Raw genomic sequence first — 26,727 nt, forward strand, 5'->3', positions numbered from 1 at the left:
GAAAACGCAGGGCAGGACAGTTGCCACTGCGATGATGTCGTCATTCCATCGCCGGCTTTTTCAGCATGGCGCGGATATCCGCCAGGGCAGTATTGCCGCGCGCGGCCTTGACCTCCACCGGCGCGTCGTCCTGGCCTTCCCAGACCAGGTCCTCGGGCGGCAGCTCGTCGAGGAAGCGGCTCGGCGAGCAGTCGATGATCTCGCCGTACTGCTTGCGCTTGGCGGCGAAGGTCATGGTCAGGTTCTTGCGCGCGCGGGTGATGCCGACATATGCCAGGCGGCGCTCCTCCTCGATGGTGTCGGCCTCGATGCTGGAGCGGTGCGGGAGGATGTCCTCCTCCACGCCGATGATGAACACCGAGGGGAATTCCAGGCCCTTGGAGGCGTGCAGGGTCATCATCTGCACGCCCTCGGCGCCTTCCTCTTCCTCCTGCTGGCGCTCCAGCATGTCGCGCAGCACCAGCTTGCCGATGGCGTCCTCGATGGTCATGTCGCCGTCTTCGTCGCGCTCCAGGGTGTTCTTCAGTGCTTCGATGAGGAACCACACGTTGCCCATGCGCGCCTCGGCGACCTTGTCGCTGGAGGCGTTCTGGCGCAGCCAGTTCTCGTAGTCGATGTCCATCACCATGCTGCGCAGCACGGCGATCGGCTCCTGCTCGGCGCACTGCTGGCGGACCTTGTCCATGAAGCGCTTGAAGCGTTGCAGGCGCTCGACGTAGCGGGCATCGAGCTGTTCGCCGAGGCCTATCTCGTCGATCGCCGCGTACATGCTGGTCTGGCGCTCGGTGGCGTAGTTGCCGAGCTTCTCCAGGGTGGCCGAGCCGATTTCGCGGCGCGGTACGTTGATCACCCGCAGGAAGGCGTTGTCGTCGTCCGGGTTGACCAGCAGGCGGAAGTAGCTCATCAGGTCCTTCACCTCCTGGCGGGCGAAGAAGCTGGTGCCGCCGGACAGGCGATAGGGGATCTGGTGGTGCTGCAGTTTCAGCTCCATCAGCTTGGCCTGGTAGTTGCCGCGGTAGAGGATCGCGAAATCGCTGTACGGGCGGTCGGTGCGCAGGTGCTCGGTGAGGATCTCCATGGCCACCCGCTCGCACTCGGCCTCCTCGTTGCGGCAGCGGATCACGCGGATCTCGTCGCCGTGGCCCATCTCGCTCCAGAGCTGCTTCTCGAAGGCGTGCGGGTTGTTGGCGATCAGCACGTTGGCGCATTTGAGGATGCGGCTGGTGGAGCGGTAGTTCTGCTCGAGCATCACCACCTTCAGCGAGGGGTAGTCCTCTTTCAGCAGCATCAGGTTTTCCGGGCGCGCGCCGCGCCAGGCGTAGATCGACTGGTCGTCGTCGCCGACCACGGTGAACTGGTTGCGCATGCCGACCAGCAGCTTGACCAGCAGGTACTGGCTGGCGTTGGTGTCCTGGTATTCGTCGACCAGCAGGTAGCGGATGCGGTTCTGCCATTTTTCCAGGATGTCGGCGTGCTCCTGGAACAGCTTCACCGGCAGCAGGATCAGGTCGTCGAAGTCCACCGCGTTGTACGCCTTGAGCGTGCGCTGGTAGTGCAGGTAGACGATCGCCGCGGTCTGCTCCTTGGGGTTGCGCGCCTTTTCCAGCGCCTCCTCGGGGAGGATCAGGTCGTTCTTCCAACTGCCGATGTAGTTCTTGATCTCGTCGACGCCGTCATCGCCAGCGTATTCCTTCTGCATGATGTCGGTCAGCAGCGCCTTGATGTCGCCGTCGTCGAAGATCGAGAAACCCGGCTTGTAGCCCAGCCGCGCGTATTCCTTGCGGATGATGTTCATGCCCAGGTTGTGGAAGGTCGACACCGTCAGGCCGCGTGCCTCGGCGCCCTTGAGCAGCGTGCCGACGCGCTCCTTCATCTCCCGCGCGGCCTTGTTGGTGAAGGTCATGGCGACAATGTGCTGGGCGCGGATGCCGCAGTTCTGCACCAGGTGGGCGATCTTGCGGGTGATCACGCTGGTCTTGCCGGAACCGGCGCCGGCGAGCACCAGCAGGGGACCGCCGACGTAGTTCACGGCTTCCTGCTGCCGGGGATTGAGTCGGGACATCGTGTCGAATCGCTAGGGAAATGGGCGCGCATTCTAGCAGGCTGGGGCGTCGTTGCCTCGACCGTCCGGGAAACTGCTGATGTGGCGATTTGACACCATTGGCTTAATAGTGCGATCCAGTACGCTTGTTCCGCCGCGCGGGGTTGTCGACCGCCGGACGATCCCGCAGGATGCTCGGGTACCAGCACAGGAGGTGCGAGATAGACGCCGTGAACGGCGCGTCGAGGCGGTCGAATCGCCATTTTCTTGTGTTGGGGGAGGTTACTTGTCCGCGTCCGTAGAACCCTTGCGGATAGTCCTGCTGGCCGATGGGCCGGAGTGGGCGCAATTAGTGCGCGAGCAACTGGCCGCGCTGGGCAATCCTTCTTCGCTGATCACCGCGCCGTCCTGGGAGGCGGCCAGTTCACTGTTCGACGACCTCCAGAACGGCCTGCTGCTGACCACCCCGAAGTACCAGCCGGCGCCGGAGCATTGCCCGCTGCCGGTGGTCCTGCTGCTCGACAGGGAGCCGGCGCAGGCGCCGGTCGGGGCCTGCGACTGGCTGGTGCGCGCCGGCTTCGGCGCCGACATGCTGCGCCGCTGCCTGCGCCACGTGCGCGAGCAGGGCCTGCTGAAAAGCACGTTGCAGCGCCTCGCCGAACAGGACCCGCTGACCCGCATCGCCAACCGCCAGGGCTTCCAGACCCTGCTCGCCGCGCGCCTGGCCGAGTCGGGCGGCCGTGGCCTGGCGCTCGGTCACCTCGATCTCGACAACTTCCGCCACGCCAACGACTCCCTCGGCCACCAGGCCGGTGACCGGCTGATCCTCCAGGTGGTGGCCCGCCTGCAGGCGCAACTGGCCGCCGGCGACCAGTTGGCCCGCCTGGGCAGCGACGAATTCGCCCTGCTCATCGACACCCGGGGCGACCCGCAGCGCGCCGAGCGGCTGGCCGAGCGCCTGACCGAAGCGCTCTCCGAGCCCTATCTGGTGGACGGCGAGAGCCTGCTGCTCGGTTGCAGCCTGGGGATCGCCCATGCCCGCACCGGGGCTGGCGCCGACCCGCTGATGTGGCATGCGCACATCGCCATGCAGCAGGCCAAGGGCGCCCAGGGCTGCACCTTCCACATCTTCGACGAACGCATCAACCGCAGCGCGCGCAGCCTCGCCGACCTGGAGAGCGAGCTGCGCCACGCGCTGCGCCGCGACGAGCTGGAGCTGCACTACCAGCCGCGCCTGAGCCTGGCCAGCGGGCGCATCGTCGGCCTCGAGGCGCTGGTGCGCTGGCGTCACGCCGAACGCGGCCTGCTCGGGCCCGACGAGTTCATCCCGCTGGCCGAACAGAGCGGCCTGATCGTGCCGCTCGGCTACTGGGTGATGGCCCGCGCGCTGCGCGACATGCAGTGGCTGCGTGGGCGCGGCCTGCCGGCCATGCACATGGCGGTCAACCTGTCGTTCCGGCAGTTCCAGGACAGCCAGTTGCTACCAACCCTCGAACGGTTGATCGCCGAGCGCGGCGTGGAGGCGCGCTGGCTGGAGTTCGAACTCACCGAGACCGCCGTGATGCGCCGCCGCGAGCCGGTGCAGCAGACCATGCACAGCCTGGCGCGGCTCGGCGTGCGTTTCTCGCTGGACGACTTCGGCACCGGTTTCTCGTCGTTCGTGCACCTCAACAGCCTGCCGATCACCTTGCTGAAAATCGACAAGAGCTTCGTCGCCGGCATGCGCGAGCGCGCCGAGAACCGCCAACTGGTGCGGGCGATGATCAACCTGGCGCACAACCTCGATCTCGAAGTGGTTGCCGAGGGCGTCGAGGACGGTGAACAACTGGCGCTGCTGCGCCGCTACGGCTGCGACCAGGTCCAGGGCTACCTGATCAGCAAGCCGCTGCCGCTGGCCGAACTGGCGCGCTTCCTGATGCAGGGCGAGCGCCAGGCGTTGCTGACCGACCTGCCGTAGGATGGGTATCGTCGCTGCGCTCCTCGACCCATCCCACGAAGATCGTCCCCTGTAGGGTGGGCTTCTGCCCACCAGAATCCACATCTACGCCAGGCACTCCCGCCCGGCCGGCCGCTCCACGCGCAGCAGCCGCGCGGTCTTCCATTCGAAGCCCAGGGTCAGGCCGGCCGCCGCGCAGGCCAGGCCCAGTGCGAGTCCCCACCACACGCCGCTGGCGCCCCAGCCGAACGGCAGGGCCAGCGCCCAGGCCGCCGGGGCGCCGATGCCCCAGTAGCAGGCGAGGCCGACCAGGAAGGTGGTGCGCGCGTCCTTGAGACCACGGATCGCGCCCATGGCGATGGTCTGCAGGCCGTCGAACAGCTCGAACCAGGCGGCGATCGCCAGCAGTTGCACGGCCAGTTCGATCACCGCGCGGTGCCCTGCGTCGTCGCTGTCGAGGAACAGACCGACCACGGCTTCCGGCGCCAGCCAGAACAGCAGGGCGAAACCCAGCATGCAGGCGGCGCCCAGGGAGATGGCCAGGCGGCCGGTCTGGCGGGCGGCATCGATGCGTCCGGCGCCGAAGTGCTGGCCGATGCGATAGCTGGCCGCGTAGGAAATCCCCACCGGCACCATGAAGGCCACGTAGACGGCCTGGATGGCGATCTGGTGCGCCGCCAGCTCGGTGCTGCCCAGTGCGCCCATGCACAGCGCGGCGACGAAGAACAAGCCGGACTCGACCACGTAGGTGCCGCCGATCGGCAGGCCCAGGCGCAGGTTCTCGCGCAGCGTCGCCATGCCCGGCCGCGATAGCCCGGCAAGCAGCGGCCAGGGCCGGTAGAAGGGCTGCCGGTGGATGTACAGTGCCAGGCACAGCGCCATCAGCGTGGAAACCACGGCGGTGACCAGACCGATACCGGCCAGGCCGATGCGCGGCAGGCCGAACATGCCGTGGATCAGCGCGTAGTTGAGGACGAAGTTGAGCGCCGCGCCGCCCAGGCTGATCGCCAGCACCGGGCCGGGGCGGCCGAGCGCCCCGGTGAAGCCACGCAGGGCCATGAACACCAGGTAGCCGGGCAGGGCGAATACCAGGGTGTGCAGGAAACTCATCGCCCCGGCGATGTTGGCCGGGTCCTGGCCGGTCAGGCGCAGCAGCGGCGCCAGGTTCCAGAGCAGCAGGCCGGCGAGCAGCGCCAGGCCGAGCGCCACCCACAGCCCGGCCTGGGTCATCGCCCGCACCCCGGCGGCGTCCTTGGCGCCGTGACGGATCGCCACCAGGTTGCCCACCGCGGCGACCACCCCGACGCAGAAGATCGACACGAAGTTGTAGCTGGCCGCGCCCAGCGCGCCGGCGGCCAGTTCCGCGGGGCCGAGCAGGCCCATCATCACCGTGTCGGTGAACACCATCAGCACGTGGGCGAGCTGTGCGGCGACCAGCGGGCCGGCCAGGCGCAGCAACGCGGCGAGCTCGCTGCGAAGACTTTCGGACATAATCAGGACTCATCGATGGAACGGCATCTCGCGTGCCGCACGGTTCCAGCCATTTTCCCGGTGGCGTAACATCGCCACAAACCGATTAAAGCCATGCCAGGCATGAGTAAAAGTCATCCATGAGCCGCCTGCCGCCCCTCTATGCCTTGCGCGCCTTCGAGGCCGCCGCGCGCCACCTGTCGTTCACCCGTGCCGCCGAGGAACTGGCCATCACCCAGAGCGCGGTGAGCCGGCACATCCGCACCCTGGAGGCGGACTTCGGCTGCCGGCTGTTCGAGCGCGAGGGCCGTGGCTTGCGCCTGACTGAGTCCGGTCGCCTGCTGCTGCCCGGCCTGCGCGACGGCTTCTCGGCCCTGGAGAGGGCCTGCGCCAGCCTGCGCAGCGAGGAGGGCACGCTGCGTTTGAAGGCGCCCTCGACCCTGACCGTGCGCTGGCTGTTGGCGCGGCTGTCGCGCTTCCGCCTGCTCAATCCGGACATCGAGGTGCAACTGACCAGCGCCTGGATGGACGTCGACACCGTGGACTTCCAGCACGAGCCCTACGATTGCGCGGTGCTGCTCAGCGAAGGGGCGTTCCCCGAGGAATGGGACAGCGCCCTGCTGTTCGACGAGTGGCTGATCCCGGTCTGCGCCCCGGAGGCGGTGTCCGACGGCCCCTGGGACCTGGCCCGGCTACAGGCCGCCGAGCAATTGCACCCGACCCCGGACCGCCGCGACTGGCGGCGCTGGCTACAGGCCATGGGACTCGACGGGCAGGTGGAACTGCGCAGCGGGCAGACCTTCGACATGCTCGAACTCGGCATCGTCGCCGCCGCGCGTGGCTACGGGGTGTCGATCGGCGACCTGCTGATGGTCGCCGAAGACGTTGCCGAAGGCCGCCTCGGCCTGCCCTGGCCAAGCGCGGTGTGGAGCGGCGACAGCTATTATCTGGTGTGGCCGAAGGCGCGCCGTGGCCAGGAACGCTTCCGCCGCCTGCGTGACTACCTGCTGGCCGAGGTGGCGGCGATGTGGTTGCCACAAGTAAAGCGAGTGGAATAGACACTTTTAATTTTTATTTCTTGACGCTTGTTGAGGATTGTTCCATACATTCACCCAGTTTCGTGCCAAGGATGGCGAGCTCCTCTTTCCACTCTCTCTATTTCCTTGGCGCCCCGTCTGTTATGGATTGTTGGGGGTGTCATGCCAATCGCGTACTGGAAGCCTAGCGTTAAGACGCTAGGGGGAATTGCGGTGTCTGTGTTCGTGCTAGGCTCATTGGCTGAGGAGTTCAATGATGCGGCCGTCGGTCTGTATCAGGACCCCGGTTTCAATGTAAGTCGTGACTTTACCAGCAGTGCGCAGGCTGATACGGTCGACCCCTTCTCTGGTGCCTTGAAGATTCTTGTGACCGACCTCCACCTCCCCGGTAATGGGGGGCTTGATATTTCGGTAACCAGAAATTATCAGAGTGTCACCAATAACAAAGGGCCCTACAGTAATGGGCACACCGAAAGGACGCCGTTCGGCACTGGATGGGATATAAATTTCGGCCGGCTATGGGTTTCAAGGACTTATAGCTATTTGCAGCAGTCGAGTAGTAATTCAGGCTGTCTGATTAGCCAGGTTGCCTCGAATCTCAATCCGGTCCTTGAGCTGCCGGATGGTTCTAGGGAAACTTTGGCGAACGGTGATGGTTCTGATCATTCCTTTATCACCAAGGGGCGCTGGATTGGTCGCTGTTTGCCCACTTCGCTTAATAAAGGAAGTGGGGGGCTGGTTGTATACTCGCCCACGGGCTTGAAATATATATTCAATATCAAGGGTACTGTGTCGCCTGACTATCAACTGCTGACATACTTTGTCAGCAGGATTGAGGACGCGGACGGAAATTATCTGGATTTTACCTATAACATTCCTGCAGATAATGTCTATGGTCGCCATCATCTATTGACGCGAATTAAATCCTCAGATGGGCGTCAGGTGGACTTCAATTACAAGGACGAGCAGGGGCCAAGGGCCGTGCTTTCCAGTATCAGTGGTGGTGGCAAGACGGTTAACTACAACTATGTCGATGCGGATTGGGGCGTTGGTCAGAAGCCACACTATCTGGATAGTGTCCGCTATCCGGATGGTGGTCGTTGGGACTATACCTATAACCATCGAACCACTCTAACAGGGGAGGTTCCGGGGCGTTTTTCTATTGCCAGCATGACCTCGCCTGCTGGTCTGAAGACTTCCTACAGCTATGACTATCGGCAGATGGGTACCGATCCGGCCGAGAGACTCAATGTCATAACGCGGCGTGTACAGTCCAATATAACCAGCTCTAGCAGTTCTTCGCATGAGTGGAAATATACCTATACCAAAGGGTATTCGCCGAACAACGACACTACCCTGGAGAATGGCCCCGATAGTTGCGTGAGATATGAACATGTCGGTTCGAACACCATCACGAACGGGGCTTCGGGAGTTGATCGCGGGTTGTGGAAGATCGGCTTGTTGGTGAAGAAGGAGATTTTGGCGAAAAGCTGTGGCACGGTGTTGCGTACCGAGACCTTGACGTGGGGAAGCCAGAATATTTCCGATCAGAACGAGATGCGCCGTTACAATCTCTTGGTGGAGAACTATACCCGGGCTCCTGTGTTGCTGGAAAAGTCAGTTCGGCAGGATGGCTCAACTTACACATCCTCCTATACCTATGATGCCTATGGTCAAGTTACAAAGCTTGTTGAAAAAGGCCAGCGGGAGCGCACCACCAACACAGTCTATACGCGCCCGGGTGGGCGCTGGATGCTAGGGAAGGTATCCAGTCAAAGTATTTCGGGAATCAGCGGGTCCATAAGCAATAGCTACACCAGTTCGGGGCGTCTGTCCCAGGAAAATCGCTACGGTGTCATTACCAAGTATGGCTATTCGGGTAGCGGTGATCTGACCAGTCATACCGATGCCAACAACAAGGTCACGACCTACTCCGACTATTACCGTGGCGTGCCGCGAAGAGTGGTTTATGCAGACGGGGCGATTATCACGCGCACGGTAAACACCCGGGGAACAGTCGCTTCGGAAACGGATCCGCTCGGGCGTACCACGGCCTACACCTATGACAGCATGGACCGGCTGTCCGGCATCACTCCTCCCAAAGGTGCTGCGGCCAAGCAAAGCATTGCGTACAGCCTGGGGTCGTTTGGGGTGAGAGAAACCCTGACCCGCGGTGGCTACACGCGTCTGCGCGAGTACAACCAGCTAGGCCAGTTGATCAAGCAAACAGAGAGTGGCGCCAGCGCAGCCATAGCGGTGGCGGCCAAGTACAACGCCGGCGGCCAGCAAATCTTTGTTTCTCATCCCGGTTATGGCGCTGCGAGCACCGTGGGGGAGAGCTTCAACTACGATGGGCTTGGGCGCCTGACCAAGGTCACCCATGCGGATGGTTCGGCACTTGGCTACGCACATCAGAGTGGGAACAAGGTCGCCATCACCGACGAACGGCAGAATATCACCACACAAAGTTACGCCGCCTACGGGGAGCCTGATCAGCGAGTTCTGACCGGCATCAGCCAGCCCGGCGGCATTCAGACCAATCTGACAGTGGATAATCTGGGGCGTGTAACGGCCATCGCCCAAGGCGGGCTGACCCGCAGCTTCACCTTCGATGGCAGAGGGTTTCTGAGTTCCGAAGCGCATCCCGAAACCGGTAGCACTCTGTATACCCATGATGCCGTTGGCAATGTGCTGACCAAGAAGGTGGGGAGCGCGCCTGCCGACAGCTACAGCTACGATGCTCGCTATCGCCTGCTGAAGGTGACCTATGGTGGTGGAGGCACCTTGACCAAGGGCTATGACCTTGGGGGGCGTTTGCTCAGTCAGAGTTATTCCGGCAGTACCTGGACCTACAGCTATGACGCCCATGACAAGTTGGTCAGCGAAACCCTTGCGCTGAGTTCGCCGGCGCGTAGCTACAGGTTCAGCTATGCCTACAACATGCTCGATGCGCTGACCAGTCTGACCTATCCCAGTGGGCTGGTGGTGGACTACGCGCCTGATGTCTATGGCCGGCCAAGCAAGGCTGGAGTCTTTGCCCGCAGCCTCACCTATCACCCCAGCGGTACATTGCAATCGCTGGTCTATGGCAACAATAGAACGCTGAGCGTCGCCCTGGATGCGAACCGGCTGCGCCCGACGGAGCGCAAGGTGAGCGGGGCGGACGCTCCCATGTACCTGCGCTACGGTTACGACGCCGCCAACAACCTGACCTCCATCAGCGACCTGCAGAGTAGCGCCTACACCCAGACCCTGGGCTACGATGCTCTCAACCGCCTGACCAGCGCCAAGGGCATCTGGGGAACGGCCAGCTATGCCTACAACGTCCGTGGCGACCTCACCAGCCAGAGTATCGCGGGGCGTTCGATCTCCTACGGTTACGATGCCCAGGGGCGGCTCAACCAGCTTACCGGCGGCGTGGCGGCGACCCTGACCTACGACGCCAAGGGTAACGTGCTCAAGGCGCGTGGCGAATATGGTTACGACCTAGCCGGCAATATGAGCTATCTGTGCCTGCAGAGGCGTGCGGATTGTGCCGGGGCCCCCGATCAGCGCTATGTCTACGATGGGCTTGGTCGCCGCACGTTGCAAACCTTCGCCGATGGCGAACAGATCATCTCGCTTTACGGGCACCAAGGGCAATTATTGCGGCAGGACAATTTGCTGGATGCAGGTTTTCAGGAGTTCATCTTCGTCGCGGGTGAGCGCATTGCCGAACGTGAGCAGTGCGAGTCGGTGGACACCGATAAGGACGGCTTGCCCAACTGCTATGAAAGGCGCTTTGGTTTCGACCGCAAGAACCCTGCAGATGGTGCCGCCGATAGCGATGGCGATGGGCTCAGCAATGCTCGCGAGTATGCTCTTGGAACCAATCTCAGGAACAAGGATAGCGACGGCGACGGCATGCCGGATGGTTGGGAAGTCACCCATGGCTTGAATCCCCTGTCTTCGGCTGATGCGGGGCTCGATCCCGATGGCGACGGCGTTCCCAATGCCGTCGAATATGCTACCGGCAAGCTGCCGAAAAAGGCCGACGCGCCGCCGAAGATACGACCGGATCTTTCTCCGGCCATTGATCTGTTGTTGAACTGAAGGGGCGCCTGATGCGAATCATTTCATGGTTGTTCGGGGCCTTTATCTTGGCGCTCGGCACTACGGCAACTGCCGAAACGCTGGTCTACACCACTTACTACCATAACGACCACCTGGGGTCGCCGGTGGCCGCCACCGACGAGCGCGGTGATTTGCTCTGGCGTGCGCACTTCCGGCCTTATGGCGAGCGCCAGGAAAACCCGACGGACGCCGCCTTCGGCAATGTCGGCTATACGGGACATACTCAGGACGCCGATAGCGGCCTGGTCTATATGCAGGCGCGCTATTACGACCCGATTATTGGGCGGTTTATGGCGGTGGATCCAGTTGAGGTGAACCCGGAGAGTACGATTAGTTTTAATCGTTATGCTTATGCAAATAACAATCCCCATGTGTTCGTAGATCCAAACGGTGAGAGTGCTGTTACTGCTTTTGGTGGCCTGCTCCATGAGTCTGGGCAGTTTTTGATGGGTAACGGTTTCGATGGCGCTATGGTGGCGGGAGCGTTAGCCGATGGGTATAACGGAGACGGCTCTGGGTTCGCGGCGGCTGCGTTTGAGGATGCGACGTCGTTTATTCCGGCTGGTGCTGTATCGGGGGGGGTGATAAAGCTTGGTCGGTTGGTTAAGTCGTCTAAGGCTTTAAAAGGTACAGGCAAGGAAGTTGGAATATTGCGTGATGCCGCCAAAGGTAAAGGTAATTTTGGTTTGGGCTCGGGAACGAGGGCTGAAGCTGACAAACTTGGTAAGGCTTGGGTTGGTGATGGTTATAAAGTTGCCAGCGATGGGAAGGCGTTGGTCAGTAAGGATGGCTTGAGGCAATACAGACCGCCTAGCTACAAGCCGAGACAGGATAAAACTCAAGCCAATTTTGAGCAAAGGTTCCCGGGGCAGCAGTCAAGACAATGGCAGTCAAATGGTCATCTGGATATAACGGATTGAGATATGAACGCAGAATTAAAACGACTTCATAGTCCTGATGTCTATGATCTAGAGAGCTTTCAGCCGGAAAATCCGGAGGTATTTGGGTTTCTTCTTCAGGTTATGGTGGGGCCAGAGGGGAAGGAGGGCGAGGAGTCGTTTGATATAGAAGTGTGTACGCCAAGATGGTTAGAAAATACCTATGGCATGGATGAGGTCGTCATTGGGTGCCATCATATTATTGTTCGCAAGTACAACTATCAAAAAATTGTCGATGCTATTAATAAGTTCTTGCGAAAATGCACTGGTGAGAGTTGGAGTGAAATAGCTGGGAAAGTATCTCGGCTAGGCAAGTGGGAATTTGAAGGTTATGCAGAGTAAGGCGAGGGGCGCGATTTATTGCTTTGCTGTAACCTGTCTCTGTCTGCCGCGCTAGGGTTCTCCACGGATTCACTGGCAATCAATGGGCGTGAAGGATAAAGATTTACTTGTTTTTATTGTTGAGAGTGTTGTCTGATAAATTTAGGTCAATATTTTAGTGTTGGAGATGTTGGGCCGATCAGCACTGACGGCTGAAAAAACTAAGGAGAGATATGATGATAAAAAGAGTGAAGTGGATGATGGTCGGTATGCTTCTTACCGCTGGTGTGCAGGCAGCCCCTACCGTAGTCCAAGGGACGCTGACGAATGTCATTATCCAACCTGCGGCATCAGATTCCGCGCAAGCGCAGGCCTATCTTGTCATCAAGCCGGCGGTATCCAACTGCTTCTACGGGATTATGGCCATACCGCACTCTGATTCCAGTTACGGAAAAGCGGTGGTCGCTGCCGCGTTGTCAGCCCAGGCGGGGGGTAAGACAGTCAGTATTACCTATGATCCTGCTGTTGCAGGATGTGCCATTAGTCAGTTTGTCGTCCTCACGCCTTGAGGGGAAACCCATGAAGCCCTGTCATAAAAGATTCTTGGATGGTGCGAAAAAGGTGCTTCTTGTGGGCGCGCTAATGACGCTCGGTTCGCTGGCCAATGCGGTGGAAAAAACGGTAGTTGGACTGATCACCATGATAGCGGTTGGCAATGATGGTGACCCCGCGTCCCCCGTTATTGGAATATCGATAAAGCCTGCACTGCAGGAGTGTTTTTACGGCATTATGGTTGTGCCCAATTCTGGAGCTGGGTATGGAAAGATGATAACCAGTGCCGCCATTGCTGCTCAGGCGGGGAATAATTCAGTGAGTATTACCTATGACAATTCCGATGGCTGTCGGATCAAGCAGTTCGTCGTGCTGACGCCATGACAGCTCTTTTGGGTTGTGCTTCCCGTTGTTTTTTACTCTCGATTTTTTCTGGTCGGCTTGCCTGGTTGTGAATATGGGCGGTTTCAGGTCGTCCTTGATAGGGCTGATTATATTTTTGAAAGAACTAAGTTGATGGCGGTGCCTTTGGAGTCTAATTGTTGGCTGGTCTTTCGCGTGGTGCTACGTTGTATTTTGCCAATATAAGGGGCTCGAGGGCGGCTGCTTAATTTTCGTCCGGTAATTATTTTTTTCATGCCACGATCAAACCATTTTGATTTATGGCGTCAGCCAATGCTTATCGCGGCTCTCCGGTCTGCCTGCCTCTCGGTAGTAGGAGGGCAATGTTCGTAGGCTCGATCTGTCCTAAGGATGGTCTGAAATAGTCCGTGTTTTTGGCTGATTTCAACGCTCGCTGATTTTTGAAAACCGCCAGTCGATCCAGAGCTCTCAGATCATCCGCTTCCTCTGTGTTGTTAGCCGCCGCGATGATCTCACAGCCGCCATTTCCCTCATCACAGACGCACCTCGCCTGCTGTGCTCAGCAAATGCCGGCGTACCATCCACAGGTTCGACAGGGCAAACAGCGTCACCAGTTGTGCGGTGTTCTTCACCAGGCCTCGGAAACGCACCTTGGTATAGCCAAACTGCCGCTTGGTCACCCGAAATGGGTGTTCGACCTTGGCACGTACCTGGGCTTTGGCCTTCTCGATCTTGCGCTTGGCTTTGTAAAACGCACTGCGCTTACCCAACTTCTTGTAGGTGCTGCGGCGAGCCGCCACCTGCCAGATAACCTTCCGGCCTTCATGCTCCGGACGCTTTTCGGCACCGGTATAACCGGCATCAGTACAAACCACGTTCTCATCCCCATGCAGCAACTTGTCAACGTGGGTGACGTCTGCCACGTTGGCCGCCGTACCCACCACGCTGTGTACCAGACCAGATTTGTCATCCACGCCGATATGCGCCTTCATGCCGAAGTAGTTCTGGTTGCCTTTCTTGGTCTGGTGCATTTCCGGGTCGCTCTTGCCGTCCTGGTTCTTGGTCGAACTGGGCGCATGGATCAGTGTGGCGTCAACGATGGTGCCCTGGCGTAGCGACAGGCCACGATCGCCTAGGTAACCGTTGATCACGCCCAAGATGCCGGCTGCCAGTTCATGTTTTTCCAGCAAGCGACGGAAGTTAAGGATTGTGGTTTCGTCGGGAATGTGCTCCAGACTCAACCCAGCAAACTGGCGCAGGATGGTCGTCTCATACAGCGCTTCCTCCATCGCCGGATCGCTGTAGCCGAATCAGTTCTGCATCAGGTGGATGCGCAGCATGGCCATCAGTGGGTACGCCGGACGACCACCTTCACCCTTGGGATAGTGTGGCTCGATCAGAGCGATCAAGCCCTTCCACGGCACCACCTGATCCATCTCGATCAGGAACAACTCTCCTTACGGGTCTGTTTGCGTTTTCCGGCGTACTCGGCGTTGGCGAAGGTCATCTGCTTCATCGGGATACTCTGGAAACGGGATCGACGTATTTCACCAGATTTGGGAAGTCTTCTTCAGAGTTTCCTTAGGGTGGGGAGTAGTTTTCCCCATCACCTCACCACATGCAAAAAGTGCATGTGCTTCTCGTACTGGTCGAGGATGTCGCCGATCACCTCGTCGCGGCTCCAGCCCATCACGTCGTAGTCCTGGCCGCCCTCGCGCAGGTAGACCTCGGCGCGGAAGTACTTGCGTTCCTCGTTGCCATCGTCGCCGGTGTCGCGCAGGGCGAAGCTCGGTTGCGCGAAGGCGCGCGGGCGTACTTCGTAGAGGAAGTCGATCTCCGCGCCGTGGGCCACTTCCAGGCGCGTGCGGCCGTCGTCGCCGCCTGCCACGCGAGCGTCCAGGCCCTGCTTGCGCAATTCCTCGGCCACCGCCTGGCAGGCCGGCTCCACCACTTCGGCGATGAACCGGGTGACGTGGGCGCGGCGCGGGAACATCGCCATGTTGCGCAGCCGGCGCTGCCAGCCGCCGTGATGACGTGATGCGGGGCGGGAGATGTTCAGCGACTGGTAGCGGATGCCGCGTTTGGTGGCGTCCAGGCGCAGGGCCTTGAACAGTCCCCAGATCGCCGCGAGCAGGACGATGGAGAATGGCAGGGCGCTGGCGATAGTGGCGGTCTGCAGGGCCTTGAGACCATCGGCCAGCAGCAGGGCGATGGCCACCACGCCCATCAGGATCGACCAGAACAGCCGCTGCCACAGCGGCGTGTGGTCGCGCCCGCCGGAGGCCAGCATGTCCACCACCAGGGCGCCGGAGTCGGCCGAGGTGACGAAGAAGATCACCACCATCAGCACCGCCAGGGTGGACATCACCGTCGGCAGCGGCAACTGCTCGAGGAAGGCGAACAGCGCCAGCGAGCTGTCGGCGTTCACCGTCTCGGCCAGGCTGGTCAGGCCCTCGTTGAGCACCATGTGGATGGCGGTGTCGCCGAACACCGTCATCCACAGCAGGGTGAAGCCGGCCGGCACGAACAGCACGCCGCAGACGAACTCGCGGATCGTCCGGCCACGCGAGATACGTGCGATGAACAACCCGACGAAGGGCGACCAGGACAGCCACCAGCCCCAGTACAGCAGGGTCCAGCCGCCGATCCAGTCGGTCGGTTCGTAGGCGTACAGGTTGAAGGTCTTGCTGACGATCTCCGACAGGTAGCCGCCGGTGTTCTGCACGAAGGTCTTGAGCAGGAACACGGTCGGCCCCAGGGCCAGCACGAACAGCAGCAGAAGCACCGCCAGCACCATGTTCAGCTCGGAGAGGATGCGAATGCCCCGGTTCAGGCCGCTGGCCACCGACAGCGTGGCCAGCGCGCAGGTGCCGGCGATCAGACCGATCTGCACCGGCACGCTGATCGGTACGTCGAACAGGTGGTGCAGGCCGCTGTTGATCTGCAACACCCCGTAGCCCAGCGAAGTGGCGACGCCGAACACCGTGCCAATGATCGCGAAGATATCCACCGCATGGCCGAGCGGCCCGTGGATGCGCTCGCCGATCAGCGGGTAGAGCGCCGAGCGCAGGGTCAGCGGCAGGCCGTGGCGGAAGCTGAAGAACGCCAGGATCAGCGCGACGATGGCGTAGATCGCCCAGGCGTGCAGGCCCCAGTGGAAGAAGGTCAGCTTCATCGCCTCGCGCGCGGCCTGCACGGTATTGGCGTCGCCTTCCGGCGGCGAGCTGTAGTGCATCAGCGGCTCGGCGACGCCGAAGAACATCAGGCCGATGCCCATGCCGGCGCAGAACAGCATGGCGAACCAGGTGAGGTTGCGGTATTCGGGCTGGCTGTGATCGGGCCCGAGCTTGAGGTCGCCATAGCGGCTGATGGCGAGGAACACCACGCTGATCAGGATCAGCGCAACGGCGAGTACGTAGAACCAACTGGCGTTGGTGAAGATCCACCCCTGGAGGTGGCCGAAGGTCTGTTGCGCCTGCTGCTGGAACAGCATGCAGAACAGCACGATGGCGACGATGAGGACGGCGGAGCCGAAGAAAACCGGTGGGTTGAGTGAAGACTGCTTGGCCTCCATTGAGCTAGCTCTCCTTGTGATCGGATGGCCGCCAAGGGCGGAGAAGCCAAGCATGCTAACAAATTTTGATAGCTTTTTCGAATCGATGGTTTTCGCGCGATAGTTTTTGTGGTTTTCCCGTTTGTCGAATGGCGCTCTCCCCGAACGATCATTGCCTAACATGGACGGACGCCAACGGCCGTTAGAGCCGAGGGGATTTCGATGAACGCTCACCTTGAGCTGGAAGCTCTCTATCGCAACGAATCGCGCCGCGTACTGGCCACCCTGATCCGCCTGCTGGGGGATTTCGACCTGGCCGAGGAGGCCCTGCACGAGGCCTTCCGCGCCGCCATGGAGCAGTGGCCGCGCGACGGCGTGCCAGCCAATCCGCGTGCCTGGCTGGTTTCCGCCGGACGCTTCAAGGCCATCGACGGGCTGCGCCGCCAGGCGCGCTTCCAGGGGCTGGACGAGGCGCCGGAACCGGCCGTCGCCGAGGACGAGGAGGCCTTCGACCAGCAGCACCTGGAAGACGACCGCCTGCGCCTGATCTTCACCTGCTGCCACCCGGCGCTGGCCGCCGATGCCCAGGTGGCGCTGACCTTGCGCGAGGTCTGCGACCTGACCACCGAGGAAATCGCCCGCGCCTTCCTGACCGCGCCGGGCACCGTGGCGCAGCGCATCGTGCGCGCCAAGGCGAAGATCCGCGAGGCGCGCATCCCCTACGAGGTGCCCGGTCGCAATGAGCTGGCCGAGCGGCTGGAGGCGGTGCTGCGGGTGGTCTACCTGGTGTTCAACGAGGGCTACTTCGCCAGTTCCGGCGAGGCGCTGACCCGCAGCCAGCTATCCGAGGAAGCGATTCGGCTCGGCCGCCTGCTGGTCGAGCTGCTGCCCGAGCCGGAAGCGCAAGGGCTGCTGGCGCTGATGCTGTTGCACGAGTCGCGCCGGCCGGCGCGGCTGTCGGCCAGCGGCGAACCGGTGCTGCTCGAGGACCAGGACCGCGACCTGTGGGACCGTGCGCTGATCGCCGAGGGCGAGGCGCTGGTGCTCGACGCCCTGCGCTCGCGGCGTTTCGGCCCGTACAGCCTGCAGGCGGCGATCGCCGCGGTGCACGCCGAGGCGCCGAGCATGGCGGCCACCGACTGGACGCAGATCGTCGGCCTCTACGACGCCCTGCTGCGGCACGCGCCTTCGCCGGTGGTCGAACTCAACCGAACGGTGGCGCTGGCCATGCGCGACGGCCCGGAAGCCGGCCTGGCGCAGCTCGATGCGCTGCTGTCCCGGGGCGAGCTGGACGACTACCACCTGGCCCACGCCGCGCGTGCCGACCTGTGCCGACGCCTGGGCCGCACCGAGGACGCGCGCGCCGCCTATCGCCGTGCCTTGCAGCTCAGCCAGCAGGCACCGGACCGGGCCTTCCTCGAACGTCGCCTGGCGGAGCTGGACCTGTAGTCCCCGCGTTCGCGGGAGCCCAATAAGTAGGATGGGTGAAGCGCCTGGCACTGCCGTATCGACCTCGCACGGGGAGTCGGCGCCGTAACCCATCACGCCATCCGATGGGTTACGCGGCGCGCCAGATCCGCGTGGGTGGGGAAGATCGTTGTCCCACGCCGCTCACCCATCCTACGTGGGGGCTCCCGAAAAAATTTTCGCGTCCTTGTCGATTCGCCGTCTCCCCGCTCGACTACCGGGTAAGCAAGCCCAACGAGGAGAACCGCCATGAAATACCTGCTACTGGTCTACAGCGACGAAAACATCCTCCACGACTCGCCCGACAGTCCGCGCGACCCCGAATGCAACGACTACTGCGAATCGGTGCGCGCCAGTGGCCGGCTGATCGCCGCCGAGGCCCTGGAGCCGGTGCGCAGCGCCACCACGGTGCGCATGCGCGGCGGCAAGCAGTCGATCACCGATGGCCCGTTCGCCGAGACCAAGGAGCAGTTGGCCGGCTTCTACCTGGTCGACGCCCGCGACCTCAACGAGGCGCTGCAACTCGCCGCGAAGATTCCGGCGGCGCGGGTCGGCAGCGTCGAAGTGCGGCCGGTGCGCCAACTGCAACTGTGAGGGCCTGGACATGTGCCCCTTCTGCCTGGCCGCGCTGACCCTCGGCGGCAGCGGTCTGCTGGCCGCCGGCGGGCTTGGTGCCTGCCTGCTCGGACGCCGCCGCCGCGCGGCCAACCCACCCGCCCATGGGAGTACGAAGCATGAACAGCAATGACTACCCGCAAATCGCCAGCCGCGAAGAATGGTTGAAGGTGCGCCTGGCCCTGCTGGCCGAGGAAAAGGCCCTCACCCGCGAGCGCGACCGCCTGAACCGGGCGCGCCGCCAGTTGCCGATGGTTGCCGTCGAACAGGACTACCGTTTCACCGGCCCCGAAGGCGAGGTCGGCCTGGCCGATCTGTTCGCCGGCAAGCGGCAACTGATCGTCTACCACTTCATGTTCCACCGCGACCGGGGCGAAGGCTGCCCGGGTTGCTCCTTCGTGGTCGATAACATCGGCCACCAGGCCCACCTGACCGCCCGCGACACCCGCCTGGTGCTGGTCTCCCGCGCGCCGCTGGAAGAGCTGGAAGCCTTCAAGCGGCGCATGGGCTGGACGTTGCCCTGGTACTCGTCGTTCGGCTCGCCGTTCAACTACGACTTCCACGTCACCCTCGATGAGGGTGTGGCGCCAATCGAATACAACTACCGCGACAAGGCCGAGCTCGCCCGTCTCGGCCTGAACTACCAACTGGAAGGCGAGCAGCCGGGCCTCAGCGTGTTCCTGCGCGACGGCGACCGGGTGTTCCACAGCTATTCCACCTATAGCCGCGGCCTGGACATCCTCTGCACCACCTACAACTACCTCGACCTCACCCCCTTAGGGCGCGGCGAGGGATGGGACGGCATGCCCGACCTGGGTGGGGGGCTGGACTGGACCCGGCTGCACGACCGCTACGAGGAAAACCCGGCCGCCGCGCACGACTGCTGCGCCTCGGCCAAGGCCCGCTGAGAAGAGAGGATTCGCCATGAACACCACTACCGACCGCAGCCAGGTACAGGCCCTGCTCGACACCTGGGTCAAAGGCTTCACGACCAAGGACGTCGCCACCGTGGTCTCCACCTACGCCGAGGACATCGTCGCCTTCGATGCCATCAAGCAATTGCAGTTCAAGGGACGGGAGGCCTACAGGGTGCACTGGGAAGACTGCATGAAGATGTGCCCCGGCCTGCCGACCTACGAGAACCGCGAACTGCAACTCCATGTCGCCGGCGACCTGGCCCTGGCCTACTACCTCTGCCATTGCGGCGGCACCGACGAGCAAGGCAACGCCCAGGGCTGCTGGATGCGCGTGACCCAGGGCTTCCGCAAGCTGGACGGCCGCTGGGCGATCATCCACGAGCATTTCTCCTTCCCCATCGACATGGAAAGCGGCAAGGCGATCTCCGACGCCCAGCCCTGAGCCCATGGCCCGGATGCAATTCGGGAAAGATGCGCCACGATTCCCCGGATTGCATCCGGGATACATCAAGAGCCGAGGGAGGTAGGGTGGGCTTCAGCCCACCGAATACCGGCAATCCCGAACTGGCGGGCTGAGACGCCGTAGGGTGGATCACGCTTCACCGATCCACCGAATGGCCATGGTGGATGTGAAGAGCGACATCCACCCTACTTATCCACCCGCTGAGCTGGGCCGATATTGCAGGGCTTCGGCCAGGTGCGCGCGGGTGATGGCTTCCTGCTCGTCGAGGTCGGCAAGGGTGCGCGCCACCTTGAGCAGGCGGTGGGCGGCGCGCAGCGACAGGTTGAGGCGCTCGCAGGCCTGTTCCAGCCAGCCTTGATCCTCCGCTTTCAGGGCGCAGTGCCGGCGCAGGCCTGGCAGGTCCAGCACGGCGTTGGTACAGCCCTGGCGCCGCATCTGGCGCTGGCGCGCGGCGGCCACCTGGGCGGCGACGCTGGCGCTGTCCTGGCCGGGTTCGGCGGCGGCGTGCAGGGACGTGCTTTCCCGCGCCACGGTGAGGTGCAGGTCGATGCGGTCGAGCAGCGGCCCGGACAGCTTGGCGCGGTAGCGCTGCACCTGCTCCGGGGTGCAGCGGCAGCGCCCACCGGGGTCGTGCAGGTAGCCGCAAGGGCAGGGATTCATCGCCGCCACCAGTTGGAAGCGGGCCGGGAAACGCACCCGGTCGCGCGCCCGGGCGATGACGATATGGCCGGTCTCCAGCGGCTCGCGCAGCACCTCCAGCACCTTGCGATCGAACTCCGGCAGCTCGTCCAGGAACAGCACGCCCTGGTGCGCCAGGGTGATCTCGCCGGGCTGCGGTCGACTGCCGCCGCCGACCAGCGCCGGCCCGGAAGCCGAATGATGGGGCGTGCGAAAGGGCCGTTGCGGCCAGGCATCCAGCGGCGTATGGCTGGCCACCGAATGAATGGCGGCGACCTCCAGGGCCTCGGCTTCGTCCAGCGGTGGCAGCAGGCCGGGCAGGCGGCTGGCCAGCAGCGTCTTGCCGGTACCCGGAGGACCGCTGAAAAGCAGGTTGTGATTGCCGGCCGCCGCTACCAGCAGAGCGCGCTTGGCGGCCAACTGGCCCTGCACCTCGGCGAGGTCGGGATAGGGCGGGCTCCGGCGCAGCAGGCCCTGGGCCTGGTAGGGAGCCAGCGGTGCGCTGCCGTTGAAGTGCCCGGCCAGCTCCAGCAGATGGTCGGCGGCCAGCACCTTGAGGCCGGAGGCCAGGCTGGCTTCCTCGGCGTTGGCCCTCGGCACCACCAGCGCACGTCCCGCCGCGCGGGCGGCCAGAGCCGCCGGCAGCACGCCCTGTACCGGACGCAGGGCGCCGGACAGGGCCAACTCGCCCAGGCATTCCACCGCATCCAGCGCCTCGGCCGGCAGTTGGCTGCTGGCGGCGAGGATGCCCAGGGCGATGGCCAGGTCGAAGCGGCCGCCATCCTTGGGCAGGTCGGCGGGGGCCAGGTTGAGGGTGATGCGACGGGCCGGGAAGTCGAAGCCGGAGTTGAGGATCGCGCTGCGCACGCGGTCCTTGCTTTCCTTGACGCTGGTTTCCGGCAGGCCGACCAGTGCCAGGGATGGCAGGCCGTTGGCCAGGTGGGCTTCGACGCTGACGGCCGGCGCCTCGACGCCGACCAGCGCGCGGCTGTGGATGATGGCCAGGGACATGATCGCTCCTTGATCGAGTGTCCCGCCGGCAGGATCTACTCGGCGGGCGGGTTCTGCTTGGTTTCCAGTTCGGCGACCCGTGCCTCCAGCGCTTCCAGGCGTGCCCGGGTGCGCGCCAGTACGGTCATCTGGCTGTCGAATTCGTCGCGACTGACCAGGTCGAGCTTGCTGAAGGCGCTCTGCATCAGTGCCTTGAACTGGCTTTCCAGCTCCGCGCGGGGCAGCGGGGTGTCGCCGCCGAACAGGCGGGCGGCTTGGCTTGCGAGGGCGTCGAGCAGGGCTTTGGGTGGCAGCATGGTGGTGGTTCCGGTTGAGACCGGCGGAGTGTACCACGCCATCCGGTGGCTCATTTCTGCACGCTTTTTGAGCAATACTTGGCTTGGTGATGCACCAATGTTGTGCGCCATCTGCGGATGCACGCCCGTTCCAGGCCGCCTTCATGCCGGTAACTGGCTGAAAAATCGCTGTTAAGCGGATATGGCAAGGTTTCTGCTTGGACGCCTGTGACGCATGCACTGATGCAGTTCGGTGCAGGGTGAAACGGGGGAGTTGTTTCACCGGAAGCGGTTGGTTGCTGTCGTGGGTGGCCGAGCCAGGGCGCCCGATGCGTTACAAAGCCAGACACTGCGCATAGACTTGAACCGGGTTCGTTTTTCCTGGGGCGAGTCCACCTAAACGGGAGAGAGTTTCATGAAGCTAGTCACTGCCATCATCAAGCCGTTCAAGCTCGACGACGTGCGTGAGTCGTTGTCCGAGATCGGCGTGCAGGGCATCACCGTCACCGAGGTCAAAGGCTTCGGTCGGCAGAAAGGCCATACGGAGCTGTATCGCGGTGCTGAATACGTCGTCGACTTCCTGCCCAAGGTGAAGATCGACGTGGCCATTGCCGACGACCAGTTGGATCGCGTGATCGAGGCCATCACGAAGGCGGCCAATACCGGCAAGATCGGTGACGGCAAGATCTTCGTGGTCAATCTGGAACAGGCTATCCGCATCCGTACCGGCGAAACCGGCACAGACGCCATCTAAGCCGCCGAACCCAACACGCCCCAGGAGAAAAAGAACATGACTCTGCGTAAATTCGCAGGGCTAGGAGCCCTGTTGTCTCTCGTCACCCCCGGTCTGGCCATGGCCGAGGAAGTGGCAACCCTGAACTCCGGCGACACCGCGTGGATGCTCACATCCACCGCGCTGGTACTGTTCATGACCATCCCCGGCCTGGCGCTGTTCTACGGCGGCATGGTGCGGTCCAAGAACATCCTCTCGGTGATGATGCAATGCTTCGCCATCACCGGCCTGATGAGCATCCTGTGGTTCGTCTACGGCTATAGCCTGGCCTTCGACACCACCGGCATGGAGCAGGGCGTCGTCAACTTCAACTCCTTCGTTGGCAGCCTGAACAACGCCTTCCTCTCCAACCTGACCAAGGACAGCCTGGTCGGCGCCTTCCCGGAAAGCGTGTTCGTCACCTTCCAGATGACCTTCGCGATCATCACCCCGGCCCTGATCGTCGGCGCCTTCGCCGAGCGCATGAAGTTCTCCGCCATGCTGGTCTTCATGGCCCTGTGGTTCACCATCGTCTATGCGCCGATGGCCCACATGGTCTGGGGCGGCGACGGTGCCCTGCTGTGGGACGAGGGCGTGATCGACTTCGCCGGCGGCACCGTGGTGCACATCAACGCCGGTATCGCCGGCCTGGTGGCCTGCCTGGTGCTGGGCAAGCGCAAGGGCTACCCGACCACGCCGATGGCGCCGCACAACCTCGGCTACACCCTGATGGGCGCCGCCATGCTGTGGGTCGGCTGGTTCGGCTTCAACGCCGGCTCCGCCGCCGCCGCTGACGACACCGCCGGCATGGCCATGCTGGTGACCCAGATCGCCACCGCCGCCGCCGCCCTGTCCTGGATGTTCGCCGAGTGGATCACCCACGGCAAACCGAGCGCCCTGGGCATCGCCTCCGGCGTGGTCGCCGGCCTGGTCGCCATCACCCCGGCAGCCGGCGCCGTCGGCCCGGTGGGCGCCCTGGTGATCGGTATCGCCGCCGGTGTGATCTGCTACTTCTGCGCCACCAGCCTGAAGCGCAAGCTGGGCTACGACGACTCCCTCGACGTGTTCGGCGTGCACTGCATCGGCGGTATCGTCGGCGCGATCCTGGTGGGTGCCTTCGGTGCCCCGGCCCTGGGCGGTTTCGGCGAGATCGAGAGCATCGCCAGCCAACTGTGGATCCAGACCGAAAGCGTGCTGTTCACCATCGTCTACACCACTATCCTGACCTACATCATCCTCAAGGTCGTGGACCTGGTGATCGGCCTGCGGGTCAGCGAAGAGGAAGAGACCGTCGGTCTCGACCTGGCTCAGCACAACGAGCGAGGCTACAACCTGTAAGCCTTCCACGCTCCATCGAAACGCCCGGCAATGCCGGGCGTTTTGCTGTGTGCGGTACGTCCGTACACGGTCCGCAACACTTGGATCGAAGGCTCTGAAACGCCACTCTTTGCTTTTCCTGGCAGCACGCTAGAATGCGCGCCAATTGGAGGAGGTCGGTATGTGGCAGCAGCGCCTGATCCGCTTGCAACCGCGTCCGCGCGGGTTCCACCTGGTCACCGGGGAAATCCTCGCCGCGTTGCCGGAACTGCGTGGCTGTCGTGTCGGTCTGTTGCACCTGTGGCTGCGCCACACGTCGGCTTCGCTGACCGTCAACGAGAATGCCGACCCGGCGGTGCGCCGCGACTTCGAGCGTTTCTTCGCGCGTCTGGCGCCCGAGGGCGAGCGCGGCTACGAACATGACGACGAAGGACCGGACGACCTGCCGGCGCATTTCAAGGCCAGCCTGCTCGGCTGTCAGTTGAGCCTGCCGGTGAGCGACGGGTGCCTGGCGCTGGGGACCTGGCAGGGAATCTACCTCGGCGAACACCGCGAGCACGGCGGCGTCCGCCAGGTTCTCGCCACCTTGAATGGCGAGGCCGTTTGAATTTTTCCGGCGACGTTCTATAGCGTACGTAGCTGGGCTATAACTAACCTGCTTTTCGCAAGTCATGAGGTTGAACATGAGCGATGAAGATCTGGAACAAGACGAGTTGGAAGGCGTCGAGGACGACGGCGAAGAGCTGGCGGCGGCCGATGACGGAGACGTAGAAGCCGACGACGGCGACGATGGCGAGGTCGCGGCCAAGCCCGGCAAGAAGGCCAAGGCGGCCGTCGAGCCGGAAGAGCTGCCCAGCATCGAGGCCAAGCAGAAGGAACGCGAGGCGCTGGAACGCGCCATGCAGGAGTTCCTTTCGCGCGGCGGCAAGGTTCAGGAGATCGAGCCCAACGTGGTCGCCGATCCGCCCAAGAAGCCGGACAGCAAGTACGGCAGCCGGCCCATCTGAGCCCGCACGACCCCGAATTGAAAAGCCCGCCTGACCAGGCGGGCTTTTTCGTGGGCGTTGCGTGTGGAGGTATCCGTTTTTCGTTTCTGGGCTCCCGCGTTCGCGGGAGTGACGGTCGAGCATCGGAGTTTTCTCTACGTCATTCACGCAAACGCGGGAGTCCAGTAAACATCGTAGGAGCGGGCCATGCCCGCGATTTCGCGGCCATGGGCCGCTCCTATGGAGGGGTCAGGCTCCCCAGCGCTTCAGCAGCGCCGGCAGCTCGCCCAGGCTGCGGATTTCCGAGTCCGGGCTGTCTTCGCCGTCCCAGGACTGGCCGCTGGGGTTGAACCAGATGGCGCGCAGGCCGGCGTCGAGGGCGCCGCGGATGTCGTCGCCGGGATGGTCGCCGACATGCACCGCCTGCTCGGCCGTCACGCCGACCTTTTTCAGCGCTTCCCGGAACGGCTTGGGATCGGGCTTGCCGACGCCCAGCTCCTCGGCGCACAGGGCGAACTGGAAGTAGTCGGCCAGGCCCAGGCGGCGCACGTCGGCGTTGCCGTTGGTGATCACCCCGAGGTGATAGCGGCCGGCGAGGGCTTCCAGGGTCGGCACGGTTTCCGGGAAGAAGGTGATCCGGTGGCGGGCGCGCAGCATCGCCTGGAAGGCGCCTTCGGCCAGCGCCACGGCCTCCTCGCGGCTGTAGCCGACGCCTTCCAGGGCGTGGAACAGGGTGCGCCGGCGCAGTTCGCTGAGGCGGTGGCGCAGGCCGGGTTCGTTTTCGACCAGCCGGCTGCGGATGGTCCACAGGTGCTCCACCGGCTGCGCCGCCAGGCGCGGGGTGTGCAGCGCCAGCCAGTCGCGCATCGCCGCCTCGGCGCCGAGGATCACCGGGCGGTTGTCCCACAGTGTGTCGTCGAGGTCGAAGGTGATCAGGCGAATGCTCATTCGGTCGCTCCACCGCGCCGCTTGGCCCGTGGGTGGGCGTTGTCGTAGACCTTGGCCAGGTGCTGGAAGTCCAGGTGGGTGTAGACCTGGGTGGTGGCGATGTCGGCATGGCCGAGCAGTTCCTGCACCGCGCGCAGGTCCTGGGAGGATTCCAGCATGTGGCTGGCGAAGCTGTGCCGCAGCATGTGCGGGTGCAGGTGCTGGCCCAGCTCGCGAACGCCGGCCTGGCGCACGCGCAGTTGAATGGCGCGCGGGCCGAGGCGCCGGCCCTGCTGGCTGACGAACACCGCGCCGTCGGCCGGGCGGCTCAGCGCGCGCAATGGCAGCCAGTGCTCCAGCGCCGCGCGGGCCTTGCTGCCCACCGGCAGGACGCGGGTCTTGTTGCCCTTGCCGTGCACTTCGACCAGGCCGGCGGCGAGGTCGAGCTGTTCGAGGTTCAGGCCGACCAGTTCGGAGAGGCGCAGCCCGGAGGAATAGAACAGCTCGAGCAGGGCCTGGTCGCGGCGGGCGATGAAGTCATCCTCGACGGCGCCGTCGAGCAGTTGCGCGGTGCGGTCGGCGTCCAGCGCGCGCGGCAGGCGCCGCTCGCCCTTGGGCGGGCGCAGGCCGCTGGCCGGGTCGTGCCGGCAGATGCCTTCGCGGTTCAGGTAGCGATACAGGCCGCGCACCGCCGAGAGCAGGCGGGCCAGCGAACGACTGGACTGGCCCAGGGCGTGCAGGCGGGCGACGAAGCTGCGCAGAGTGCGCGTGTCGAGCGCGGCCCAGTCGGCGATGCCGGCCTTTTCGGCGAGGGCGAGGACCTTGTGCAGGTCGCGCCGGTAGCCGTCGAGGGTGTGCGCCGACACCTGGCGCTCGCTGCGCAAGTGTTCGAGGTAGGTGTCCAGATCAGCTACAAGCTTCAAGCTTCAAGCTCCAAGTAAAGGCGTTCATGCCCGGCTGGCTCTTGCAGCTTGA

23 protein-coding genes and 1 pseudogene are annotated in these 26,727 nt (G+C 63.3%); 16 read left to right on the forward strand and 8 right to left on the reverse strand.

Annotated elements, in window-relative coordinates; translation table 11 throughout:
- Nucleotides 1-40: 40 nt before the first annotated feature.
- Entirely contained in the window at nucleotides 41-2,062 is a 2,022-nt protein-coding gene (gene rep / locus PSEWESI4_RS02935) for a DNA helicase Rep (RefSeq protein ID WP_187669680.1), read from the reverse strand.
- Between the two features lie 265 nt (nucleotides 2,063-2,327).
- Between rep and PSEWESI4_RS02940 the strand changes: the two genes are divergently transcribed.
- The gene (locus PSEWESI4_RS02940) at nucleotides 2,328-3,998 is read left to right on the forward strand and encodes a putative bifunctional diguanylate cyclase/phosphodiesterase (protein WP_187669681.1); all 1,671 of its coding nucleotides are present in this window, start codon (nucleotides 2,328-2,330) and stop codon (nucleotides 3,996-3,998) included.
- A gap of 84 nt (nucleotides 3,999-4,082) precedes the next feature.
- Here PSEWESI4_RS02940 and PSEWESI4_RS02945 read toward each other — a convergent pair whose 3' ends face one another.
- Complete coding sequence (locus PSEWESI4_RS02945) at nucleotides 4,083-5,468, reverse strand: NorM family multidrug efflux MATE transporter (protein WP_187669682.1); 1,386 nt, start codon at nucleotides 5,466-5,468, stop codon at nucleotides 4,083-4,085.
- A gap of 119 nt (nucleotides 5,469-5,587) precedes the next feature.
- On the opposite strand from PSEWESI4_RS02945, the gene PSEWESI4_RS02950 reads away from it, so the two are divergent.
- The 6 genes from PSEWESI4_RS02950 to PSEWESI4_RS02975 all read left to right on the forward strand — a co-directional run bounded on the left by PSEWESI4_RS02950 (nucleotide 5,588) and on the right by PSEWESI4_RS02975 (nucleotide 12,792).
- Nucleotides 5,588-6,505, forward strand: a complete 918-nt coding sequence (locus PSEWESI4_RS02950; RefSeq protein ID WP_187669683.1) for a LysR substrate-binding domain-containing protein — start codon at nucleotides 5,588-5,590, stop codon at nucleotides 6,503-6,505.
- A 192-nt stretch (nucleotides 6,506-6,697) separates the two neighbouring features.
- A complete protein-coding gene (locus tag PSEWESI4_RS02955) occupies nucleotides 6,698-10,576 on the forward strand; it encodes an RHS repeat protein (protein WP_235978868.1) in 3,879 nt (1,292 codons plus the stop codon).
- Between the two features lie 11 nt (nucleotides 10,577-10,587).
- A complete protein-coding gene (locus PSEWESI4_RS02960; RefSeq protein ID WP_187669685.1) occupies nucleotides 10,588-11,517 on the forward strand; it encodes an RHS repeat domain-containing protein in 930 nt (309 codons plus the stop codon).
- 3 nt (nucleotides 11,518-11,520) lie between these two features.
- Nucleotides 11,521-11,877 (forward strand): immunity 8 family protein, encoded by a 357-nt coding sequence (locus PSEWESI4_RS02965; protein ID WP_187669686.1) that lies wholly within the window; start codon nucleotides 11,521-11,523, stop codon nucleotides 11,875-11,877.
- Between the two features lie 212 nt (nucleotides 11,878-12,089).
- Nucleotides 12,090-12,425, forward strand: a complete 336-nt coding sequence (locus PSEWESI4_RS02970) for a hypothetical protein (protein WP_187669687.1) — start codon at nucleotides 12,090-12,092, stop codon at nucleotides 12,423-12,425.
- A gap of 10 nt (nucleotides 12,426-12,435) precedes the next feature.
- Nucleotides 12,436-12,792 carry a hypothetical protein gene (locus PSEWESI4_RS02975; protein ID WP_187669688.1) on the forward strand — a complete coding sequence of 119 codons (357 nt, stop codon included), beginning with the start codon at nucleotides 12,436-12,438 and terminating at the stop codon, nucleotides 12,790-12,792.
- 512 nt (nucleotides 12,793-13,304) lie between these two features.
- On the opposite strand, the pseudogene PSEWESI4_RS02980 reads toward PSEWESI4_RS02975, so the two are convergent.
- Nucleotides 13,305-14,287, reverse strand: a pseudogene (locus PSEWESI4_RS02980) (IS5 family transposase).
- 90 nt (nucleotides 14,288-14,377) lie between these two features.
- Nucleotides 14,378-16,345, reverse strand: a complete 1,968-nt coding sequence (locus tag PSEWESI4_RS02985; RefSeq protein WP_187669689.1) for a BCCT family transporter — start codon at nucleotides 16,343-16,345, stop codon at nucleotides 14,378-14,380.
- Between the two features lie 201 nt (nucleotides 16,346-16,546).
- On the opposite strand from PSEWESI4_RS02985, the gene PSEWESI4_RS02990 reads away from it, so the two are divergent.
- The 5 genes from PSEWESI4_RS02990 (at nucleotide 16,547) to PSEWESI4_RS03010 (ending at nucleotide 19,765) form a co-directional block, all read left to right on the forward strand.
- A complete protein-coding gene (locus tag PSEWESI4_RS02990; protein WP_187669690.1) occupies nucleotides 16,547-17,773 on the forward strand; it encodes an RNA polymerase sigma factor in 1,227 nt (408 codons plus the stop codon).
- Nucleotides 17,774-18,040: 267 nt separating this feature from the next.
- Nucleotides 18,041-18,385, forward strand: coding sequence for a YciI family protein (locus tag PSEWESI4_RS02995; RefSeq protein ID WP_187669691.1), 345 nt, complete (start codon nucleotides 18,041-18,043; stop codon nucleotides 18,383-18,385).
- 10 nt (nucleotides 18,386-18,395) lie between these two features.
- On the forward strand, nucleotides 18,396-18,539 hold the full coding sequence (locus PSEWESI4_RS03000; protein WP_187669692.1) for a hypothetical protein: 144 nt from the start codon (nucleotides 18,396-18,398) through the stop codon (nucleotides 18,537-18,539).
- Nucleotides 18,526-19,314: a DUF899 domain-containing protein gene (locus PSEWESI4_RS03005; RefSeq protein WP_187669693.1), complete on the forward strand. Its 789-nt coding sequence runs from the start codon at nucleotides 18,526-18,528 to the stop codon at nucleotides 19,312-19,314. The genes PSEWESI4_RS03000 and PSEWESI4_RS03005 overlap by 14 nt, the downstream gene beginning before the upstream one ends.
- Before the next feature lie 16 nt (nucleotides 19,315-19,330).
- Nucleotides 19,331-19,765, forward strand: a complete 435-nt coding sequence (locus tag PSEWESI4_RS03010) for a YybH family protein (protein ID WP_187669694.1) — start codon at nucleotides 19,331-19,333, stop codon at nucleotides 19,763-19,765.
- A 210-nt stretch (nucleotides 19,766-19,975) separates the two neighbouring features.
- On the opposite strand, the gene PSEWESI4_RS03015 is transcribed toward PSEWESI4_RS03010, so the two are convergent.
- Both PSEWESI4_RS03015 and PSEWESI4_RS03020 read right to left on the reverse strand, forming a co-directional pair.
- Nucleotides 19,976-21,475 (reverse strand): YifB family Mg chelatase-like AAA ATPase, encoded by a 1,500-nt coding sequence (locus PSEWESI4_RS03015; protein ID WP_187669695.1) that lies wholly within the window; start codon nucleotides 21,473-21,475, stop codon nucleotides 19,976-19,978.
- 35 nt (nucleotides 21,476-21,510) lie between these two features.
- Nucleotides 21,511-21,771 carry an accessory factor UbiK family protein gene (locus PSEWESI4_RS03020; protein WP_187669696.1) on the reverse strand — a complete coding sequence of 87 codons (261 nt, stop codon included), beginning with the start codon at nucleotides 21,769-21,771 and terminating at the stop codon, nucleotides 21,511-21,513.
- A 394-nt stretch (nucleotides 21,772-22,165) separates the two neighbouring features.
- Here PSEWESI4_RS03020 and glnK point away from each other — a divergent pair, with 394 nt between their 5' ends.
- The 4 genes from glnK (at nucleotide 22,166) to sutA (ending at nucleotide 24,846) form a co-directional block, all read left to right on the forward strand.
- Complete coding sequence (gene glnK, locus PSEWESI4_RS03025; protein WP_003457590.1) at nucleotides 22,166-22,504, forward strand: P-II family nitrogen regulator; 339 nt, start codon at nucleotides 22,166-22,168, stop codon at nucleotides 22,502-22,504.
- A gap of 36 nt (nucleotides 22,505-22,540) precedes the next feature.
- Nucleotides 22,541-23,860, forward strand: a complete 1,320-nt coding sequence (locus tag PSEWESI4_RS03030; protein WP_187669697.1) for an ammonium transporter — start codon at nucleotides 22,541-22,543, stop codon at nucleotides 23,858-23,860.
- Between the two features lie 160 nt (nucleotides 23,861-24,020).
- On the forward strand, nucleotides 24,021-24,446 hold the full coding sequence (locus tag PSEWESI4_RS03035) for a secondary thiamine-phosphate synthase enzyme YjbQ (RefSeq protein WP_187669698.1): 426 nt from the start codon (nucleotides 24,021-24,023) through the stop codon (nucleotides 24,444-24,446).
- A gap of 76 nt (nucleotides 24,447-24,522) precedes the next feature.
- Complete coding sequence (sutA, locus tag PSEWESI4_RS03040) at nucleotides 24,523-24,846, forward strand: transcriptional regulator SutA (RefSeq protein ID WP_187669699.1); 324 nt, start codon at nucleotides 24,523-24,525, stop codon at nucleotides 24,844-24,846.
- Between the two features lie 228 nt (nucleotides 24,847-25,074).
- On the opposite strand, the gene PSEWESI4_RS03045 is transcribed toward sutA, so the two are convergent.
- Both PSEWESI4_RS03045 and xerC read right to left on the reverse strand, forming a co-directional pair.
- Nucleotides 25,075-25,773, reverse strand: a complete 699-nt coding sequence (locus PSEWESI4_RS03045; RefSeq protein ID WP_187669700.1) for an HAD family hydrolase — start codon at nucleotides 25,771-25,773, stop codon at nucleotides 25,075-25,077.
- Nucleotides 25,770-26,675, reverse strand: coding sequence for a tyrosine recombinase XerC (gene xerC / locus PSEWESI4_RS03050; RefSeq protein WP_187669701.1), 906 nt, complete (start codon nucleotides 26,673-26,675; stop codon nucleotides 25,770-25,772). The genes PSEWESI4_RS03045 and xerC overlap by 4 nt, the downstream gene beginning before the upstream one ends.
- Nucleotides 26,676-26,727 lie beyond the last annotated feature (52 nt).

The organism is Zestomonas carbonaria, from assembly GCF_904061905.1.
In the GTDB taxonomy this organism is placed as follows: domain Bacteria; phylum Pseudomonadota; class Gammaproteobacteria; order Pseudomonadales; family Pseudomonadaceae; genus Aquipseudomonas; species Aquipseudomonas carbonaria.

Coding starts and splice junctions, on each gene's coding strand:
- PSEWESI4_RS02960 (WP_187669685.1), top strand. CDS start 10,588: ATGCGAATCATTTCATGGTTGTTCGGGGCCTTTATCTTGGCGCTCGGC.
- PSEWESI4_RS03030 (WP_187669697.1), top strand. CDS start 22,541: ATGACTCTGCGTAAATTCGCAGGGCTAGGAGCCCTGTTGTCTCTCGTC.
- PSEWESI4_RS02995 (WP_187669691.1), top strand. CDS start 18,041: ATGAAATACCTGCTACTGGTCTACAGCGACGAAAACATCCTCCACGAC.
- PSEWESI4_RS03000 (WP_187669692.1), top strand. CDS start 18,396: ATGTGCCCCTTCTGCCTGGCCGCGCTGACCCTCGGCGGCAGCGGTCTG.
- PSEWESI4_RS03015 (WP_187669695.1), bottom strand. CDS start 21,475: ATGTCCCTGGCCATCATCCACAGCCGCGCGCTGGTCGGCGTCGAGGCG.
- PSEWESI4_RS03010 (WP_187669694.1), top strand. CDS start 19,331: ATGAACACCACTACCGACCGCAGCCAGGTACAGGCCCTGCTCGACACC.
- PSEWESI4_RS03005 (WP_187669693.1), top strand. CDS start 18,526: ATGAACAGCAATGACTACCCGCAAATCGCCAGCCGCGAAGAATGGTTG.
- PSEWESI4_RS03020 (WP_187669696.1), bottom strand. CDS start 21,771: ATGCTGCCACCCAAAGCCCTGCTCGACGCCCTCGCAAGCCAAGCCGCC.
- PSEWESI4_RS03045 (WP_187669700.1), bottom strand. CDS start 25,773: ATGAGCATTCGCCTGATCACCTTCGACCTCGACGACACACTGTGGGAC.
- PSEWESI4_RS02985 (WP_187669689.1), bottom strand. CDS start 16,345: ATGGAGGCCAAGCAGTCTTCACTCAACCCACCGGTTTTCTTCGGCTCC.
- rep (WP_187669680.1), bottom strand. CDS start 2,062: ATGTCCCGACTCAATCCCCGGCAGCAGGAAGCCGTGAACTACGTCGGC.
- PSEWESI4_RS02965 (WP_187669686.1), top strand. CDS start 11,521: ATGAACGCAGAATTAAAACGACTTCATAGTCCTGATGTCTATGATCTA.
- PSEWESI4_RS02950 (WP_187669683.1), top strand. CDS start 5,588: ATGAGCCGCCTGCCGCCCCTCTATGCCTTGCGCGCCTTCGAGGCCGCC.
- PSEWESI4_RS02990 (WP_187669690.1), top strand. CDS start 16,547: ATGAACGCTCACCTTGAGCTGGAAGCTCTCTATCGCAACGAATCGCGC.
- PSEWESI4_RS02975 (WP_187669688.1), top strand. CDS start 12,436: ATGAAGCCCTGTCATAAAAGATTCTTGGATGGTGCGAAAAAGGTGCTT.
- PSEWESI4_RS03035 (WP_187669698.1), top strand. CDS start 24,021: ATGTGGCAGCAGCGCCTGATCCGCTTGCAACCGCGTCCGCGCGGGTTC.
- PSEWESI4_RS02970 (WP_187669687.1), top strand. CDS start 12,090: ATGATGATAAAAAGAGTGAAGTGGATGATGGTCGGTATGCTTCTTACC.
- PSEWESI4_RS02945 (WP_187669682.1), bottom strand. CDS start 5,468: ATGTCCGAAAGTCTTCGCAGCGAGCTCGCCGCGTTGCTGCGCCTGGCC.
- glnK (WP_003457590.1), top strand. CDS start 22,166: ATGAAGCTAGTCACTGCCATCATCAAGCCGTTCAAGCTCGACGACGTG.
- sutA (WP_187669699.1), top strand. CDS start 24,523: ATGAGCGATGAAGATCTGGAACAAGACGAGTTGGAAGGCGTCGAGGAC.